17 protein-coding genes are annotated in these 17395 nt (G+C 77.3%); 8 read left to right on the forward strand and 9 right to left on the reverse strand.

The window, feature by feature from the left end:
- The first annotated feature begins 104 nt into the window (after positions 1 to 104).
- From J0910_RS07415 to J0910_RS07425, 3 genes are all read left to right on the forward strand, one after another.
- The gene (locus tag J0910_RS07415) at positions 105 to 887 is read left to right on the forward strand and encodes an SDR family NAD(P)-dependent oxidoreductase (RefSeq protein ID WP_420157776.1); all 783 of its coding nucleotides are present in this window, start codon (positions 105 to 107) and stop codon (positions 885 to 887) included.
- Between the two features lie 53 nt (positions 888 to 940).
- Entirely contained in the window at positions 941 to 1954 is a 1014-nt protein-coding gene (locus tag J0910_RS07420; RefSeq protein ID WP_420157777.1) for an aldo/keto reductase, read from the forward strand.
- 372 nt (positions 1955 to 2326) lie between these two features.
- Entirely contained in the window at positions 2327 to 3043 is a 717-nt protein-coding gene (locus J0910_RS07425) for a maleylpyruvate isomerase family mycothiol-dependent enzyme (protein WP_420157778.1), read from the forward strand.
- A gap of 31 nt (positions 3044 to 3074) precedes the next feature.
- Here J0910_RS07425 and J0910_RS07430 read toward each other — a convergent pair whose 3' ends face one another.
- The 3 genes from J0910_RS07430 to J0910_RS07440 form a co-directional block, all read right to left on the reverse strand.
- Positions 3075 to 3749: a lysophospholipid acyltransferase family protein gene (locus tag J0910_RS07430; RefSeq protein ID WP_420157779.1), complete on the reverse strand. Its 675-nt coding sequence runs from the start codon at positions 3747 to 3749 to the stop codon at positions 3075 to 3077.
- Between the two features lie 391 nt (positions 3750 to 4140).
- Positions 4141 to 4944: a phosphatidate cytidylyltransferase gene (locus J0910_RS07435; protein WP_420157780.1), complete on the reverse strand. Its 804-nt coding sequence runs from the start codon at positions 4942 to 4944 to the stop codon at positions 4141 to 4143.
- Entirely contained in the window at positions 4941 to 5573 is a 633-nt protein-coding gene (locus J0910_RS07440; protein WP_420157781.1) for a CDP-alcohol phosphatidyltransferase family protein, read from the reverse strand. Before J0910_RS07440 ends, J0910_RS07435 begins: the two co-directional genes overlap by 4 nt.
- Before the next feature lie 602 nt (positions 5574 to 6175).
- Here J0910_RS07440 and J0910_RS07445 point away from each other — a divergent pair.
- Complete coding sequence (locus J0910_RS07445) at positions 6176 to 6751, forward strand: LURP-one-related family protein (protein WP_420157782.1); 576 nt, start codon at positions 6176 to 6178, stop codon at positions 6749 to 6751.
- Between the two features lie 20 nt (positions 6752 to 6771).
- Here J0910_RS07445 and J0910_RS07450 read toward each other — a convergent pair whose 3' ends face one another.
- Together J0910_RS07450 and J0910_RS07455 are read right to left on the reverse strand one after the other, a co-directional pair.
- Positions 6772 to 7260 carry a DUF3592 domain-containing protein gene (locus J0910_RS07450; RefSeq protein WP_420157783.1) on the reverse strand — a complete coding sequence of 163 codons (489 nt, stop codon included), beginning with the start codon at positions 7258 to 7260 and terminating at the stop codon, positions 6772 to 6774.
- Positions 7261 to 7361: 101 nt separating this feature from the next.
- Complete coding sequence (locus J0910_RS07455) at positions 7362 to 8597, reverse strand: styrene monooxygenase/indole monooxygenase family protein (protein ID WP_420157784.1); 1236 nt, start codon at positions 8595 to 8597, stop codon at positions 7362 to 7364.
- A gap of 767 nt (positions 8598 to 9364) precedes the next feature.
- On the opposite strand from J0910_RS07455, the gene J0910_RS07460 reads away from it, so the two are divergent.
- Both J0910_RS07460 and J0910_RS07465 read left to right on the forward strand, forming a co-directional pair.
- A complete protein-coding gene (locus J0910_RS07460) occupies positions 9365 to 10201 on the forward strand; it encodes a MetQ/NlpA family ABC transporter substrate-binding protein (RefSeq protein WP_420157785.1) in 837 nt (278 codons plus the stop codon).
- 139 nt (positions 10202 to 10340) lie between these two features.
- On the forward strand, positions 10341 to 10697 hold the full coding sequence (locus J0910_RS07465) for a hypothetical protein (RefSeq protein WP_420157786.1): 357 nt from the start codon (positions 10341 to 10343) through the stop codon (positions 10695 to 10697).
- Here J0910_RS07465 and J0910_RS07470 read toward each other — a convergent pair.
- Entirely contained in the window at positions 10681 to 12516 is a 1836-nt protein-coding gene (locus tag J0910_RS07470) for a bifunctional metallophosphatase/5'-nucleotidase (RefSeq protein WP_420157787.1), read from the reverse strand. The two genes, J0910_RS07465 and J0910_RS07470, sit on opposite strands and share 17 nt — an antisense overlap.
- A gap of 119 nt (positions 12517 to 12635) precedes the next feature.
- On the opposite strand from J0910_RS07470, the gene J0910_RS07475 reads away from it, so the two are divergent.
- On the forward strand, positions 12636 to 13028 hold the full coding sequence (locus J0910_RS07475; protein ID WP_420157788.1) for an MmcQ/YjbR family DNA-binding protein: 393 nt from the start codon (positions 12636 to 12638) through the stop codon (positions 13026 to 13028).
- Positions 13029 to 13304: 276 nt separating this feature from the next.
- On the opposite strand, the gene J0910_RS07480 is transcribed toward J0910_RS07475, so the two are convergent.
- Positions 13305 to 14354 (reverse strand): serine/threonine-protein kinase, encoded by a 1050-nt coding sequence (locus tag J0910_RS07480; RefSeq protein ID WP_420157789.1) that lies wholly within the window; start codon positions 14352 to 14354, stop codon positions 13305 to 13307.
- A gap of 24 nt (positions 14355 to 14378) precedes the next feature.
- On the reverse strand, positions 14379 to 15323 hold the full coding sequence (locus J0910_RS07485) for a MinD/ParA family ATP-binding protein (protein ID WP_420157790.1): 945 nt from the start codon (positions 15321 to 15323) through the stop codon (positions 14379 to 14381).
- Positions 15324 to 15804: 481 nt separating this feature from the next.
- On the opposite strand from J0910_RS07485, the gene J0910_RS07490 reads away from it, so the two are divergent.
- Positions 15805 to 16311, forward strand: coding sequence for a hypothetical protein (locus J0910_RS07490; protein WP_420157791.1), 507 nt, complete (start codon positions 15805 to 15807; stop codon positions 16309 to 16311).
- A 60-nt stretch (positions 16312 to 16371) separates the two neighbouring features.
- Here the strand turns inward: J0910_RS07490 and J0910_RS07495 are convergent, their stop codons facing one another.
- A complete protein-coding gene (locus J0910_RS07495) occupies positions 16372 to 17295 on the reverse strand; it encodes an alpha/beta fold hydrolase (protein ID WP_420157792.1) in 924 nt (307 codons plus the stop codon).
- Positions 17296 to 17395: the final 100 nt, after the last annotated feature.

Below are 17395 nucleotides of genomic sequence, written 5' to 3' on the forward strand. Positions count from 1 at the left end.
CGCCCGCCCCGGGACGCCGCGCTCCGGCGCACCAGGGTGGCACCGGCAGTGCCAGGATCGGCCGGGTCTGCCGCCCCGCCCGCTCCGCCGCCAAGATCGTCCCCATGGACACGAACGAGAACACCGGGACCGCCGCGGCGCACCGCTTCGCCGGACGGACCGTCCTGGTCACCGGAGGCACCAGCGGGATCGGCCTGGCCACCGCCGCCCGGTTCCTCGAGGAGGGCGCCCGCACCGTCATCACCGGCCGCGACACCGGCCGGCTGGAGGCCGCGGCCAAGGGGCTCGGCGCGCCCGACCGGGTGCTGCCGGTGCGCGGCGACGCCTCCAGCGCGGCCGACCTGGACGCGCTGGCCGAGCGGATCCGGGAGTGGTCCGGCGGCCTGGACGCGGTCTTCGCCAACGCCGGGACGGGCTCCTTCGAGCACCTGGAGGACACCGCCGAGGAGGAGATCGGCCGGGTCCTCGGCGCGAACTTCACCGGCGTCTACCTGACCGTGCAGAAGTCCCTGCCGCTGCTGCGCCGGGGCGGGGCGGTCGTGATCAACGCGTCCTGGACGCTGCACCGCTCCCTGCCGTCCTCCTCGCTGTACGCGGCGAGCAAGGCGGCCGTGCACAACCTGGCCCGCACCTTCGCCGTCGACCTGGCCGGACGGGGCATCCGGGTGAACTCGGTCAGCCCCGGCTACATCGTGACCCCGATGTTCCACGAGGCGGTCGACCACGAGGCGGTCCCCGGGATGGAGGCCGCCACCCTCGCCGGCCGGCTCGGCGCCCCCGAGGAGGTCGCCCCGGTGGTGGCCTTCCTCGCCTCCGGCGACGCCTCCTACGTCAACGGCCAGGACATCATCATCGACGGCGGCCTCACCACCGGGTTCCCCGCCTGAGCCGGGGCGCGGCGGAACGCACGGGCACGAGCGGAAGAAGAAGAGGGACGGACATGCGCACACGAGGGTTCCAGGGCGCCGAGGTCGGCGCGGTCGGCCTCGGGCTGATGGGGATGAGCTGGGCCTACTCGGCCTCCGAGCGGGACGACGCGGCCTCGCGGGAACTGATCCGGGAGGCGGTCGGCCTGGGCGTGACCTTCCTGGACACCGCCCAGGTGTACGGCGACGGGCACAACGAGGAGCTGGTCGGCCGGGCCCTGGAGGGCCTGCGCGACCAGGTGGTGCTGGCCACCAAGACCGGGCTGGTGGTGGACGACGCCCGCACCCACGCCATGCACCGGGACGGCTCGCCCGAGCACGTGCGGCGCTCCCTGGAGGAGAGCCTGCGCCGGCTGGGCACCGACACCGTCGACCTGTACTACCTGCACCGGGTCGACCCGGAGGTGCCGCTGGCCGAGACCTGGGGCGCCATGGCCGAACTGGTCGCCGAGGGCAAGGCCCGCCACCTGGGCCTGTCCGAGGTGACCGCCGCCCAGGCGGCGCAGGCGCACGGCATCCACCCGGTCGCCGCCGTCCAGTCGGAGCTGTCCCTGTGGACCCGGGACGCCATGGGGGCCTCCGGCGGGACCGGGAAGCAGGGACCGGACTTCCCCGCCGCCGACACCGGCGGGGAGACCGGCGACGTGCTCGGCTGGTGCGCCGCCAACGGGGCCGCCTTCGTGCCGTTCTCCCCGCTGGGCCGCGGTTTCCTGACCGGGAGCGTCACGGCGGGCGGGCTGGAGGAGGGCGACTTCCGCGCCGGCAACCCGCGGTTCCGCGAGGAGGCGATGCGGGAGAACCGGCGGATCGTGGAGGTGGTCCGGCGGATCGCCGAGCGGCACGGCAGCACCCCGGCCCGGGTCGCCATCGCCTGGACGCTGGCCCAGGGCGACCACGTCATCCCGATCCCCGGCACCAAGAAGTCCCGCTACCTGCACGACAACGCGGGCGCGGCCGGCTTCGACCTCACCCCCGCGGACCTGGAGGAGCTCGACGGGGTCCCGGCCGCGGTCGGCGACCGCTACTGAGGGCGCCGGGGCGGGACGGGCCACGCCCCGGGGCCGCGCCGCCCCGCGCGGCGGCCCGCCGGGACCCTTCCCGATCTGGGGTCCAGGCCTTCGCGCCGGCTTTCCGGAGCGGGGGCCGTCCGGTCCGGTCCGCTGCCGCCGCGGCCCGCTCGGGAGGTCCGGGCGCCTGCTCCCGGCGGATCTGCCGTCCGGTCTGCTCGCCCCGTGCGGCTCTGGCCGGGGAGCGGCAGGCCGTCCGCGGGAGAGCGCAGACCGGGGGCGGGGCGGTTGCCGGGAGGGGCGCCCGGCGCCAGGATGGATGCGGCCCGCAGGGGAAGGGAGCCTCCCCTTCTCGCGCGGCCGCACCCGCCGCCGATCCGGGAGGACCCCCGCATGCCATCGATCCCCTCCACCAGCGCCGCGACCTTCCGGCAGGTCGTCCGGGCCACGGACCGGGCGTGCGAGCGGATCGGCGCGCCGGCCGACGAGGACGTCCGCGCCCCCTCGCTGCTGCCCGGCTGGAGCCGCGGCCACGTGCTGAGCCACCTCGCCCGCCAGGCGGAGGGGCTCGGGCGGCTGCTGGAGTGGGCCCGCACCGGCGTGGAGAACCCCCAGTACCCCGACCGGGCCTCGCGGGACGCCGAGATCGAGGCGGGCGCGCACCGCCCGGCCGCGGAGCTCGCCGCCGACGTCGCCGCCACCGCCCAGGCGCTGAACAGGGCCTTCGCCGAGCTGCCCGCCCCGGCCTGGTCGGCAGAGGTCCGGCCGTTCAGCGGCGGGCCGTCCACCCCGGAGCGGATCCTGGTGTTCCGCCTCCGCGAGCTGGCGGTCCACCTCGTCGACCTGGACCTCGGCTTCGGCTTCGCCGACCTGCCCGGCGACGAGTGCGAGACGCTCCTGGGCGACCTCGCCGGCTACTACGACCGCCACCCGGACACCCCGGCGATGGTGCTGCGCGACGACTCCGGCGCCGAGGCCGCCCGGTTCGGCACCGGCGGCACCGAGGTCACCGGCTCCCGGGCCGACCTCCTCGCCTGGCTCACCGGCCGCTCCCCGGGCACCGGGCTGGCGGCCGACCCGGCCCTGCCCGCCCTGCCGCCCTGGATCTGACCGCCGGGCGGGCCCCGGGCCGGCGCCGCGGTCAGCCCTCCCCGCCCCCGGCTCCGAGGAGCCGGGCGACCTGGGTGCGGGCCGCGCCGATGTCCTCGGCCGGGATGCCGAAGCGGACCGTCACCCGGGCCGGGCGGAACCGGCCCTCCCGGTCGAGCAGAGCGCGGGTGCCCTCGATCGCCGCCGGGACCAGGGGGACGCCCGCGGCCGCGGCCAGCCGGGCGGCGCCGGAGCGGAACCGGGCCAGCGAGCCGTCGGCGGAGCGGGTCCCCTCCGGGTAGACGATGACCACCCGGCCCTCGCGCAGGAACCGCTCGGCGGCCAGCAGGTCGGCGGCGCCCCCGCCGCTCCGCCGGACCGGGAACGCCCCGGTCAGCGCCCGCGCCGACCAGGCCCGGACCGGCCGGGTGAACCAGTGGTCGTCGGCGGCCGCCACCACCGGGCGGCAGCGGGCCGGGAGCGCGGCGATCAGCGCCGCGGTGTCGGCGTGCGAGGAGTGGTTGGCGACCAGGACGCACGGCCCCTGCGGCGGGGATCCGAGGACGCGGATCCCGCCGGTCCCGGTCAGCGCCGTCCGCCACAGGGCGGTGCGGGCCGCGGAGCCGGGCGTCGCGCCTCCCCGGCCGGGGGCCTCGGGCAGGGCGGGGCGGGCACCCCGCTGGGCGGAGGCGCGGCGGTCCGGAGCGGCGGAGAAGAAGGCGGTCATCGGGACTTCCTTTCTGCGGACACCCCGGCTCCAGACCGGGGCCGGCACGGATTCCTGCGGCGTCGGACCGGACGGAGGCCGCCGCAGCCGGAGCGGTGGCCGGCGGGGCGGCGGGACGCCCGGCCGCCTTCCCCGGCACCTCCGAGCCCCGGTGTCCGGGCGAGGACCGCAAGCCGGAACCGCTCCGCCCTGCCGTGCGGTCCGCGGGCTCCGGCAGCGGCGGTCCGGTCCGGTCGGCCCGGTGCGGGCGGGACGGCGGACGCGCCGGCGCCTCCCGGCCCCCGCGGCCGCCGCCGGGCTCCGCCGTGCGGGCCCGCGCCCGGTCGGGGGCGGGACGCGGTCCAGGGGCGCGAGCGGCGGGAGGGGGCCCTGCCCGGCTGCGGAGGGGAGGTCACGACAGCACCACCGCCACCGGCAGGGCGAGCAGCAGCGAGTCGGCGCGGTCCAGCAGGCCGCCCATGCCGGGAAGCCAGGCGGCGGTGTCCTTCACCCCGGCCTCCCGCTTGACCATGGACTCCAGCAGGTCGCCGAGCGGGGCGGCGACGGCGACCGCGAGCACCAGCGCCGGGGTGGCCGCGCCGAACAGGAAGAGCACCGCGGTCCCCGCCGCCGCCCCGGCCGCCGCACCGCCCCAGCGCTTGGCCGGGGAGAGCGGGGAGAGCCGGGGCCCGCCGAGGAACCGGCCGCCGAACCAGGCCCCGACGTCGGCCACCGCGACCGCGGTGCACAGCGCGAACGCCGCCGGGCCGAGCAGCACCAGCCCGGCGGGCGCGGCCAGCCAGACGGTGCCGAACAGCGCGCGCGAGGCGCGGCGCGCCCCGTCCGCCGCGTCCCCGGCCAGCACCGGGACGAGCACCGCGGCCAGCGCGCCCGCCGCGAGCACCCGCCAGAGCAGCTCCGGGGCGATCCAGGCGACCGGCGGCAGCGCCGCGACCACGGCGCCGGCGACCAGCGCCTCCGGCGGGCGCAGGCCGGCCGTCCGGGCGTACTCGGCCATGGCGGTGGCGGCGAGGGCCGAGGCCAGCGCCGCCACCCCGGGGGCGCCCAGCGCGAACGCCCCGCCGACCACCGCCGCGATCAGCACCCAGCTGGACCAGCGCCGGATCAGCTCGGCCCGCCGGGACGCCCATACCCCGGCCCCGGAGAGCAGCAGCGCGCCGCCGATGAACGGGGCCGCCTCCACCGCGCCGGTCACCGCGGACCACCCGCCCCGAGCGGAGCGGCGGCGGCCCCGGCGGGCGCCGCTCCGGTGCGCAGAACCCGGGCGACGCGCACCAGCCGGAGCGCCGCGGTGGCCAGCGAACCGGCGATCACCAGGCCGAACAGCAGCGGCGCGGCGCCGAACGCGGCGAACGCCACGAACAGGGCGCACCGCTCGGTCTTGCCGCACGGCCCGCCCTGCACCCGCGGCGCCCCGGCGGCCGCGCCGGCCAGCGCGATCCAGGACGGCAGGGCTGCGGCGCAGGCCGCGCCGAGCACCCAGGCCGCCGGGGCGGCGAACAGGCACCCCGCGAACACCGCGAACTCGGCGAGCCGGTCGCCCAGCTCGTTGGCGACGCAGCCGAACCGGGTGGTCCGGCCGCTCTCCCGGGCCACCCCGCCGTCCAGGTTGGCGCAGGCCAGCCGGGCGACGAGCAGCACCGCCACCGCGGCCGCGCACACCGCGCCCGGTGGCAGCACCGCCAGCGCCCCGCCGGCGGCCGCGCCGAACCCGACCCCGGCCCAGGTCAGCGCGGCGGGCGGCACCCGCCGCGCGACCAGTGCCCGGCGCACCGAGGCCAGTCGGCGGGCGAACCAGGGCTTGAGTCCATAGAGTCCGTCCATGCAGGTCAGGATCGCCCGGCGGGCGCGCCCCGGCATCGGCGCGCACCCCCACCCGGCCTGAGTAGGGGTACTCAGCGGAGTCCCGAGAGCCTCCCGCCGGCCCCGCGGCCGCCGTCGGAGGAAGCCCGCTCCGAGCCACCCGGGGAGCGGCCGGCGCGGCGCTCTCCGGAGCCGGGCGCCCTTCCCCGTCAGCGGCCTGGGAGGGTGCCGGGTATGCGGTCGGCCGCCCGGGGCATCCGCCCTCGGGCCGCCCCGCTTCCCCGCTGCTCTCGGCGCTGCGGGGGAGCAGAGCGCTCCGGTACCACCGCAGCGCCGGGACCGGCGCGCGGGAGGGCGCGCCGGGGCGGAGCGGGCGCCTCGCGGGGGCGAACCGCGCGACCGCCCGCGTACCCGAAGGCCTCTGAGGGGGAGCCCGGCCCGCGCCGGCCTGCGGGGCGGTACCGGCGACCGGTCCGTGGACCGGTGAGGGGCGGCGCACCGGTGGCGGCTCCGCGCCGGCCGCGGCCGGCGCGGACCGGCGGGAACCGGCGGGCGCGGCCTTCCGTCGAACGGCTCGCAGCAGGTCCGCCGCGGGGCGGGCCCCGAGACGGAGCGGGAGTGCGATGTACGGCTTGCAGGAGATGACCCGGCTGGTCGTCCGGCAGCGGATCCGGCCGATGGTCAACCAGTACGAGGTTCGGGCCGAGCGCCCGGACGGCTCCGAGGGCGAGATGGTGGCCTTCGCCCAGCAGAAGCGGATGGCCTTCAAGGAGCAGGTGACGTTCTACACCGACGACACGCGCAGCGTGCCGGTGCTCGGCTTCAAGGCCCGCCAGGCGATCGACCTGGGCGCCGTCTACGACGTCGTCGACGGCTCCGGCGCCCCGGTGGGCCTGTTCCGCAAGGACTTCAAGCAGTCGCTGCTCCGCTCCACCTGGCACGTCGAGCAGCCCGGACTGCCGCCCGCGGTGGGGACGGAGCGGAACGAGACCCTGGCGCTGCTCCGCCGCTTCCTGGAGTTCCTGCAGTTCATCCCGTACCACTTCGACTTCACGGGCGCGGACGGCAGGCCGCTGTTCAGCGTCGACAAGCGGTGGGGGCTGCGGGACCGGTACACCGTCGAGATCCAGGAGCCCGCGATCGACCGCCGCCTGGTGATCGCGATGGCCGTCGCCCTGGACGCGCTCCAGCAGCGCTGACCCGGTCCTGCGGCGCCGGGTCAGCCCCGGGCGCGCAGGGCCCGGACCAGGGCGGCGACCGCCCCGGCCGCCGCGGCGGCGCCGAGCACCAGGGCGCCGATGCCGAGCGGGCGGAACAGGTCCAGCGCGCCCTCCTCGGTGCTCTGCACGGTCACCGGGGAGTCCGGGGCGCCGGGCTCGTAGGCCACGGTGAGCGTGTCGCCCTCGCCGTGGTCGTCGGCGTCGAGGCCGTTCAGGCGGACGTCGGAGTAGTCGGTCCCGTCCACCCGGTAGCCGACGTACACGTCGTAATCGACCCGCTTCCGGCGGTCGTCGCCGGCCCTCCGGTCGATCTCCCGGTCCACCCGGGTGACCACGGCCTCGGCGCGCCCGGTGTGGCCGCTGTAGTCCTGGGAGCCCAGGACGGTGAAGACCGTCCCGATGATCAGCATGACCAGGGTGAGCACCCCCAGCACCATGGGCAGGACGAAACGGTTGCCCCGCTTCGGGGACTTCGGGCGCGCGGTCATCGGGACCTCCGGGGGCGAGGCGGGGCGGTCTGCACCCGGGCCGGGCCGCTCGAACGGCCGGGACCGGGCCCTGCGGTTCTACCGCACCGGGGCCCGCCCGGTCACGCCGGGGCGCCGGAGCGGACCCGGTCCAGGTACTCGTAGGCGCGCTCGGGGTGCAGGAACCAGCCGATGAGGTCGGCCGGGTCGTCGAAGGCGGCGGCGAACCGGTCGGCGAGCCCGGGGTGGTCCGCGGCGGCGCGGAGCAGCTCCCAGGCGTGCGGCGGGCCGTCCAGCATCACCTCGCTCCAGGCGGTGACGTGCCGGGCGTGCCGCCAGTACGCGCTGAACGCCCCGCGCATGAACCCTTCGTCGAAGGGGCGCTCCCCGTGGTCCACGATGGCCCTGCGGTAGACCTCGGCGCAGGCCGAGGCGGCGTTGGCGCCCTGGGAGGTGATGGGGTCGTTGACCACGACCGTGTCGGCCATGCCCAGCACCGCGGTGCCGCCGGGCAGGCGGCCCACCGGGTTGCGCACCGCCGGCGCGTACCCGCCGCGGGCCTCGGCCGCCGGATCGGTGGGCCGGACCTCCGCGCAGCGCTCGTACACCCACGGCGCGCTGTCCCGCAGCACGCCGAGGATGCTTTCCAGCACCGCGCCGGGCTGCGGCCGGGAGGGCACCGGCCGGTCCATCGGGCCGCCCGGGACGGCCTCCACCAGCACCGCGTGGCAGCGACCGGAGACGGTCAGCGCGGGCAGCGTGATCACCTCGCCCGCCCCGGGCACGGCGCTGCGGTGCATCATGGGCCCCTCCGGGTGCTCGGCCATGCCGTGCACGTAGGCCAGGGCCAGGGTGCGCCGCGGGCCGGTCCGCCGGGTCCGGGCCCGGTCCGGCTCGAACAGGGCGGACAGCTCGCCCTTGCCCGCGGCCACCACGGTCAGGTCGTAGGCGCCGCCGAACCACTCCAGGTCGGAGAGGGTGACGCCGTGGTAGACGGTGCGCCCGCCGCGCCGCTCGAACTCCTCCAGCCAGGCGGCCAGCTTGACCCGCTGGTCGACCGACTGGGCGGGCTCGCGCAGCCGCCCGGTCCAGGAGGCCTCCTCGGCGCCCCGCTCGCCGGCGATGGACATCCCCACCCCGGTGATCTCGGGGGCGGCGCCGTCCCAGAAGGCCAGCCGGTGCCGGCGCTCGCGGCGGAGCGCGGTGCCGAACAGGCACTGGGTGGACAGCACCCGGCCGGCGCGCAGCTCGTCCGGTGACTGGAGGGTGGCCAGGGTGACGTCGTAGCCGTCGCCGAGGAGGCCGATCGCCAGCTGGAGCCCGGACTGCCCGGCGCCGACGATGAGGATCTTGCGCATGCGGTTCCCGTCCTGTCGCGGAGGATCGTGGGGGCGGGGAGGCGGCCCGGTCGGGAACCTAGCAGCGGCCCGGCGGGGGCCTGATCCGCCCCCGGGCAGGGCGTCCGAGGCCCGGGAGCGGCCGCGCGGGGAGGGCTCCGCGCCCCCGGTCCCGGCCGACCTGGGGAGTCCGGCCTGGCGGGGGAGGGCGGGGCGGCCCCGGGACCGCCGGAGCGGGGCGCGGGGGCGGGGCCGGAGGCCCCGGAACGCCCGGGTGCGGTCGGTCACACCGCGGCCGCGCGCCCGGCCGGCACCGGTCCCGGACATGGAAGGACCCCGCGGCCGGCGCCGGCCGCGGGGTCGCCCCGACGGGTCAGCGCCCGGTCTTGGGGCCGTCGTAGGTCTTGGTGAAGAAGGCTCCGAGGACGCCGGCGATGAGCATCATCGGGAGGCTGATGAACATCAGCACGGCTGCGACGGTACCGACCATGGGTGTGAATCCTCCGTTGTTCTGCCACGCGGCCGGGCAAGGGAGGGGCGGCCCCCCGTGCTTCCTTCGTCGTCCCGGCGTCTCCTCCTACCGAGGATAAGGCGCGTTCGCGGCGGGGCGGCTCCGCCCCCGGCCGATCGGCGCGGCCCCCCGGGGCCGGGCCCTGTGCCGTTGGTCACGGAGGGTGGTCGGCGCCGGAACCCTTGATTTACGATCGGGCGAATAGGAAATAAGGGTTGATATGCCGTGATTCGCGCAGTCGTCCCGCCCCCGCCCGCGAGCAGAAGGATCCCCTGCCATGCGCCGCCGCACCGCCCTCGCCGCCCTCGCCGCCGCCCTCCCGCTGGCGGCCGCCTCCTGCGGCGCCCCCTCGGAGAACGCGGCGGGCGCCTCCGGGGAAGGGGAGGCCCTGCGGGTCGGCGCCACCGCGGTGCCCGCCGGCGAGATCCTCGCCTTCGTCCGGGACGAGCTCGCCGCCGACGCCGGCCTGGACCTGGAGATCGTCGAGTACTCCGACTACATCGCCCCGGACACCGCGCTGGCCGAGGGCGAACTGGACGCCAACCTCTACCAGCACGAGCCGTTCCTGGAGGAGTTCAACGCCGGCAACGGCGCGGACCTGGTCGCCGTCCAGGACGTCTACCTGCCCCCGCTGGGCCTCTACTCCAACGCCGTCGACGACCCGGAGGACCTGCCGGACGGCGCCGAGGTCGCGGTGCCCAACGACCCCACCAACGAGTACCGGGCGCTGCTGCTGCTCCAGGAGGGCGGCCTGGTCGCCCTCTCCGAGGACGCCGAGGAGGGCTCCTTCTCCCTCTCCGACATCGAGGAGAACCCGCGCGGCCTGGAGTTCCGCGAGGTCGACGCGGCCCAGCTGCCGCGCTCGCTGGACGACGTCGACGCCGCGGTGGTCAACAACAACTACGCCCAGGACGCCGGGCTGAACCCCGCCGAGGACGCCGTCCTGGTCGAGGAGCCGGAGGGCAGCCCCTACGTCAACGTGCTGGCCGCCCGCTCCGACAACGCCGGCGACCCGCGCATCGCCGCCCTCGCCGAGCTGCTCACCGCGCCGGAGACGGTCGCGTTCATCGAGGAGGAGTACGCCGGCAGCGTCATCCCCGCCGCCGCGGACTGACCCCGGGGCCGCCGGGGATGTAGGGTCCGCTCCGAGGGGAACGGAACGGCTACCCGGGTCGTTGTCCTGGTACGAACCGAAGACCGACCCCGAGCCGCCTCCCGCAGCCGCTCCACTGACCCCCGAAGGCGGAGGTGCGATGGTGCCCTTCGAACCGAACGTCCGCGTACCCGGCGGCGCCCCGGTCCCCTACGGGGCCCGGACCCCCGACGAGTTCCTGGAGGCGATGCGCGAATACCGCTCGCAGGCGGGCGCCCCCTCCTACCGAGAGATGGCCTACCGCTCCGGCGGCGTGTGCACCGCGGAGCGGTTCCAGCGCACCCTGGAGGGGACGGAGCAGCTCACCGTCGCCCTGGTGGGCGCCTTCATCACCGCATGCGGCGGGGACGCCGAGGAGTGCGGGCAGTGGACCACGGCCCTGCGCTCGCTCCGGCTGCGGATGGCGGAGCGTGCACAGGGCCGAGGGTCCGAGCCGGGGATCAGTCCAGCCGGGTGATCCGGCCCTCGCCGCCCTCCGGGTAGTCGGCGGCGGTCACCGCGCCGCCCAGGTCGCCGCGGAGGTAGCCGGAGAGCGCCTGCTGGTGCACGGTCCCGACCGGGGTGAACCCCGCCCCGCGGAACGGGTACCGGTCGCCGCCGGCGGCGGTGAAGTCGATCGTCGCCACGGTGACCGGTGCGCCCTCGACCACCTGCCCGTCGGCGACCAGCACGGTGCCGTCCTCCAGTACGGCGTCGCGGACCCGCTCACCCGGGGTGAGCACCTCGCCGTCGTCGTTCACCGCCTGCGCGGTGCGGCTCGCGTCGTAGCCGAACTCCACCCCGGCCACCTGGGCGAACCGGCCGTCGGCCGCGGGGATCCGGGAGACCGCGTGCTCCAGCAGCTCCTTGACCTGGGAGCGGGGCAGCTCCGGCACGACCGCGATCTGGTTGGTGAACGGCAGCACGGAGTAGGTGTCCAGCTCGGAGACGGGCCCGGCGGGCAGCACCGAGTTGTTCCGGATCCCGCCGCCGTTCTGCAGCGCGAGCTGCGGCTCGGGCACCCCGTACTCGCCGGCCTTGGCCCGGCCCGCGGCCAGCACCGCGTCGGCGACCAGGTCGCCCAGGTTGGTCTCGGCGGTGCGCACCCCCGGGTCGCGGACGCCGTCCAGCGGCACCTCGGAGGTGGCGGCGACGTCCCCGGCCAGCGCGTCCAGGTGCTCGCGCACCGGCCCGTGCACCTCGGAGAGGACCTCCGGGTCCGGCTCGACGGCGTCCTCCCCGGTGCCGGAGACGCGCACCGGGCCGGAGCGGTCGGCGACGCGGAGCAGGTTCCCCTCGGCGTCGAAGTCGGCGACCAGCCGGCCGATGTACTTGTAGTCGGAGTTGGCCTGGACCACCGGGACCTCGGCGCCCGCGGAGTCCCGCGCCCACAGCGGATAGCCCATCGGCTCGCCGGTCCGCGGGTCCTCGGTGACGGTGTCCCCGGGGACCAGCGGCGTGTCCGGGCCGGCCTGCACCTCCCCGCCGCCGCCCGCGATGACGATGTCCACGCCGCGCAGCTCGGAGACGAGCGCGCGCTCGTTCTCCACGTCCTGCAGGTGCGAGATGAGGACGATCTTGTCGACGCCCTCGTCGGTCAGGTCGTCCACCGCGCCCTGCACGGCCGGGGCGACCTCCGGGTCGACCACCACGCCGCGCGGGCTGGAGATGGAGGGCAGCTCCGGGGTGAGCGCCCCGACCACGCCGATCTCCTCGCCCCGCTCCTCGAGCACGGTGCTCGGGGCGATCGCGCCGCCGGCGGCCAGCTCGGCCAGGCGCGGTTCGGCGGAGACGTCGGTGTTGGCGGAGAGGAACGGCGCGGTGCCGCCGGCCTCCCGGTAGGCCTCGATGTAGCCGGCGTAGAAGTCCGGGCCGAAGTCGAACTCGTGGTTGCCGAAGGAGATCGCGTCCCAGCCGGTGCGGGCGGCGGCGACCGCGTCGTAGAACGGCGCGCCCTCCCGGGTACTGGCCGAGAGCTCCGGGCCGGCCAGGTACATGTCCCCGGAGGAGAGCGCGACCACGCCGCGGCGCCGGGACTCGCCGCCCTGGGCGGCGGAGGGCCGGCGCTCCTCGTCGCGGAGCCGGTCCATCAGCGCGGTGAACCGGGCCGCGCCCCCGTACCGCTCGTCGGCGGGCGCGCCGAGCAGCGCGGACTCCAGGTCGTTGGCGTGCAGCACGGTCAGGGTGAAGTCGGCCCGCTCCGGCGGGGGATCGGCCCAGGCGGGGGCGGGTACGGCGAGCAGGACGGCCGCGAGCAGCGCGGGGGCGGCGGCGCGGCGCAGCGGGGGAACGGGCATGTGCTCACTTCCGGGGGGGGGAGATGGAAAACGATTACACTTGCACTGTCGGTCTCGGATTCTAGGCTTCGCCCATCGGCCGCGGAAGAGCCGCGGAGGATGCGGAAGGCGGCGGCACCGTGACACCGGAGCAGATCATCGACATGGCGCTGTGGTTCCCCGAGGCGGAGGAGAGCGAGCCGTTCGGCCCCGGCCACCTGGTCTACAAGGTGCGGGGGAAGATCTTCGCCCTGCTCGGCGAGGACGGCGGGCGCGGCGTCGCGCGGCTCTCGCTCAAATGCGACCCCGGCCTGGCCCTGGAGCTGCGCGCCCAGTTCCCCGGCGTCCGCCCCGGCTACCACCTGGCCAAGAAGCACTGGAACAGCGTCGACCTGGACGGCTCGGTGCCCGACGACGAGATCGCCGAGATGCTCCGGCACTCCTACGAGCGGGTCGTCGCGGGCCTGCGCCGCGCCGACCGGGACCGCCTGCTCGCCGTCCTCGGCGAGGACCTCCCGCCGCTCCCGCGATGACCCCGGCGCTCCCGGCCGGCGGGCCGCCCCGGCCCCGGGAGCACCGGGACCGCCGCCCCGCGGCGCCGGGCGGAGGCGAGAGCGGAGGGAAGCGGCCGGGCCTCCGTCCCCGCGGTCGGCCCCCGGTAGCGGGGAGCCGCCCCCTCGGCGGGCGGACGCGGCGGCCGCCGCCGCACCGCCCGGGGCGCGCACCCGGCCTCGGCCCGGGGCGGCCCTCCCGCCTCCCCGGGGATCCGCCGCAAAGGCGGGCGCCGTCCCCGGCAGGGCGCAGGACCGCTACCCCTCGGGCGGGCGGAACCGGCCCTGGCGCGGCGGCTTCGGCGGCCGCACCGCCACCCCGGTCCACTCCCGGCGGAGCACCTCGCGCACCGCCGCCGCGCGCCCGGTCGGACCGGCCGGGGCCGCCGCCCCGTCCGCCGCGAGCAGCGCGCCGAGCAGCTCCGCCGTGCTCGGCCTGTCCTCCGGCTCCTTCGCCATCGCCGCCGCCACCGGCCCCTCCAGGGCGGGCGGCAGCCGGTCGACGTCGGGGGCCTCGCGCACCGCGCGGCGGGCCAGCTCGGCCGGGGGCGCCACCCCGAACGGGTCGCGCGCCGAGGCGGCGTAGGCCACCAGCGCACCCCACAGGAAGACGTCGGAGGCGGCCGTCACTCCGCCGCCCCGGTACTGCTCGGGGCTGATCCACCCGGGGGTGCCCAGCCGGTCGCGCGGCCCGGGAAGCCGCTCCGCGCCCTCCGGCGCCGGCTCGGGCAGCCGCAGGTCGCGCACGGCCCGGCGGTAGCGGCGCAGCCGCAGCCAGCGGGTGGCGTCCTCCCTGGTCTCCCGGTGCGCGATGCCGAAGTCGAGCAGCTTGGGCCCGGAGGGGGAGAGCACCACGTTGCCCGGGTTCAGGTCCCGGTGCACCACGTCCACCGCGTGCACCGCGCGCAGCGCGTCGGCGCACCCGACGGCGAGCGCGTACAGCATGCCGCGGCGGAGCCGGCCGTGCCGCTCCACATGCCGACGCAGGGTCGGGCCGGGCACGAACTCGGTGGCCAGCCAGGGCCGCTCCGCCTGCACGTCGGCCCCGGCGAAGCGGGCCACGCACGGGCTGTTCACCCGGGCGAGCAGCCGCGCCTCCGCGGCGAACCTGCGGCGGAACGCGCCGTCGCCGGCGTGCCGCTCGTGCACCACCTTGACCGCCAGGTAGCCGCGGAGCCCGTCACCGGTCGCGGCGTAGACGGTGCCCATCCCGCCCGACCCGACCCGGCCCACCAGGCGGTACCCGCCGACCTCGGCGGGGTCGCCGGGCAGCAGCGGGTCCAGGCGGCGCGGGCCGCGGGCCTTCACCGGGACCGTCCGGGGGCCACCGGGTCACGCCCCCTCGGGCCGGCCGCCGGCGCGCGCCCGGCCGAACCCCTCGGTGATCTCCACCGCGAGCTCCAGCAGGCCGAGCGCGGTGGGGGTGCGCACCCCGTCCAGCTCGACCGGCCGCCCCGCGGACAGCTGCGGGTCCTCGGGGAGCAGGAGCGCCGCGGCGCACCGGTCGGCCAGCTGCCGCCGCAGGTCCTCCACCGCGGGCGCGGTGCCGGCCCGGTCGACGACGATGGCGCAGTCCGCGGCGAGCTCGTCGAAGCCCAGGTCGCGGACCTCGTCCAGCACGGTGGCGGCGCGCCCGGCGCCCTCCTTGGTCGGGGCGGAGACCAGTACCAGCCGGGTGGCGCGGGCCAGGACCGCGGGCATCGCCGGCCGCCCCAGCCCGCTGCCGGCGTCGACCAGCTGCACCGGGTAGTGCCGCTCCACCGAGTCCGAGATCCGCCGGAACCCCTCCAGGCCCAGCGGCCGGGAGGCGGTGTCCTCCGGCCGGGAGGCCAGTACGTCCAGGCCGGAGGTGGTCTGCGCGGTGAACCGGTTCATGTCGGAGAACCGGACGGCCGCCTCTCGCGAGGCGATCAGCTCCTGCAGCGGCAGCTCCGCGTGCCACTTGAGCGGGAGCCGCTCGGTGACCGGGGCGTGCTCGGCCTCCGCGTCCACCGCGATGATCCGGTCGCCGCGGTGCGCGGCCAGCACCGACCCCAGGCCGAGCGCGACCGTGGTCGCACCGACCCTCGGGTCCGCGCCGAGCACCACGATGGACTGGTGCTCCTCCGGCAGCACGGCGCGGCCCACCGACGCCTCCAGCTCCTGGCGGCGCCGCTCGGTCTTGGACTCCCCGGGGTTGAGCCGGCCGCCGGTAACGGTGTACAGGGCGCGGCGCCAACCCCCCTTGGGGGCGGGACGCTCCCGGCGGATCAGTGCCTCCGCGCTGAGTTCGCCCAACGGGTCGGGGGCGGGCCCTCGGCCGCCGCCGGATGCGGGATCGGGTTGGGGGGAGCGAACAGACACCGCTGGACTTCCTCGGAGATCGACTCGTGCACGTGGCCCTATCCCGCGGCATTTTACGCAGGGTCGCCGGTAAGCGACGGGGCGGGGCGTTGCGCCGCATCCGGATTCCGGTGCGGAATGAACCGTTCCGCCCCCTCCGCCGTCAGACCGGAGTACGCCGGAACCGCCGGGTGGAAAGGGACCGATGCACTCGCAGTACCCTCCGCGGCGGCCTCCACACCGCCCCGCCCTCCCCCCGCCCGCGGCCTGCGGGGACGGGGCGCCCGGCCCCCGCACCGGGCGGCGGCCCCCGCCGGGCCCGCCCGCGCTCCGGGGAGCGCCCCGGCGCCCGCGCACCGCGCGTACGCACCGACCCGACCTCCGGCCGCCCGCCCCGCCGGGGCGGCGGGACCGGAACCGAATGGAGAGGACCTCCGTGTACACACCCCACCCCCAGTACGCCTACGGCCCGGCGGTGCGGCAGGAGCCGCCGCCGATCCCGGGCGGCGTCACCGCGGTGCGCGTGCTGATGTTCCTCGGCGGCTGCCTCGGCGTGCTCACCGCGCTGGCCGTCGCCGTGCTGCTCGGCGCGGTCATGGGCATGTCCCCCGGGGAGGTGTCGAACCTCTCCGACGCGCAGCGGGTCGCGCTGGAGTTCATGGCGGACGAGGGCATGGACCCCGAGGTGATGGCCGTGGTGATCGGCCTGTTCATCGGGGTCCCCGGGGTCACCGGCCTGGCCTCGCTCTTCCTCTCCGCGGCGGCCGGCCGCCGCTCCCGGATGTGGCCGGTGTGCATCGTGCTCTTCCAGGCCCTGCTGGCCCTGGGCTACCTGGTGAACCTGCTCTTCCTCAACCTGCTGGCGCTCGTCCCGCTGGCGCTGTGCGTCCTCAAGATCTGCCTGGTCTGCGGCCCGCGCGCCCGCGCCTACTACGCCTCCTGACCCCCGGCGCCCGCCCCGCCCCCCGACCGGGGAGCGGCGCGGGCACCGGCGCGAGCGGCCCTACCCGGCCGCCCGGCGGTCCGCCGCCGCGAGGTGCTCCAGCACGGCGCCGGCCACCTCGGCGACCGCCTCCGGCGCGATCAGGTGGCCCATGTCCTCGACGAAGCGCATCCGGGCGCCGGGGATCTCCGCGGCGATCAGCGGGCCGTGCCCCGGCTTGACCGGCTCACAGGCGCCCTCCATGACCAGAGTCGGCGCGGTGATCCCGGGCAGCAGGCCGACCGGCTCGAAGTCCGGGTCGGCGGCGGCGGCGAGGCGGTGGTTGGCGACCGTGGCGGGGTCGCGGTCCCGGTCCAGCAGCCGCTCCTCCAGCCGGCGCTGGGCGTCGGCGTCGAACGGCAGGTTCGGGCCGTTGAGCACCCGGGCCGTCTCCACCTGGAACGCGATCAGCTCCTCCCGCCCCTCCGGCGGCGCGGCGAACGCCTTCCGGAACAGCTCGACGAACTCGGCCTTCGGCCCGGGCAGGGAGCCCTCCGGCTGGGCCTCCCCGGCCAGGGCGCGCATGATCACCTTCCCCTCCCCGCGGCCGAGCGGGGAGGAGCCGATGGCCGTCAGCGACCGCACCCGCTCCGGGCGGACCGCGGCGATCCACTGCGCCAGCAGGCCCCCCGCCGAGTGGCCCACCAGGTGGGCCGAGGCGATGCCGAGCGCGTCCAGCACGCCCAGCGCGTCGTCCCGGACCGCCTCCCAGGTGTAGGGGGCGGCCGCGAAGTCGATGGCGGACGAGCGGCCGGTGTCCCGGTGGTCGTACCGGACCACCCGGTACCCGGCCGCGGCGATCCGGCCCACCAGGGCGTCCGGCCACGCCGCGCCCTGCGACATCGACCCCATGACCAGCAGCACCGGCGGGTGCGCCGGGTCGCCGAACTCCTCGGCGTGGATCTCGATGCCGTTCACCGCGAGCATGTGTTCCTGAGCAGTCAAGGCGTCTCCTCCGTCGTTCTCCGTCGGAGACCACTCTTCCGGGGCGGGCGCCCGGTGCCATCCGTAGGACCACTGGTGCCGGCGCCGGTGGCCCCGGCGC

Source organism: Nocardiopsis oceanisediminis (assembly GCF_048595525.1).
GTDB classification, from domain to species: Bacteria; Actinomycetota; Actinomycetes; order Streptosporangiales; family Streptosporangiaceae; genus Nocardiopsis_A; species Nocardiopsis_A oceanisediminis.